We start from the raw sequence: 378 nt of genomic DNA on the forward strand, positions 1-378 counted from the left end.
CGAGAACGGCACCGACCAGCTTTCATACAGCGCCGCCAGGCACAGGAACACCACCAGGATCGACAGCGCGAACAGCAGCGGTGCCTGCCCGCCCGACAACCGCTCCTGGTACGACAGCCCGCTCCAGGCCTGGCCCGTGCCGCTCTGCTTTTTCGCGATGGCCTCGATGGCCGACATGGCCGTGCCCGAGCTGGTGCCCTGCGCGGCCGCGCCCTGGATCTGCACCGCGGGCAGGCCGTTGTAGCGCTCCAGCTGCGAAGCGCCCTGCGACCAGTGCGTGGTGGCAAAGGCCGAGAACGGCGTCATCGCACCGGTGCTGCCGCGCACGAACCACTGGCTGATGTCGTCCGGTGCCGAGCGGTACGGCGCATCGGCCTG

At 69.8% G+C, this 378-nt stretch carries 1 protein-coding gene; it reads right to left on the reverse strand.

From position 1 onward, the window contains the following. Window positions 1-378: efflux RND transporter permease subunit (locus tag DBV14_RS33155; RefSeq protein ID WP_185546212.1), on the reverse strand; the 378-nt coding region annotated here is incomplete at both ends.

The organism is Variovorax sp. KBW07, assembly GCF_003852515.1.
Classification (GTDB): Bacteria; Pseudomonadota; Gammaproteobacteria; order Burkholderiales; family Burkholderiaceae_C; genus Variovorax.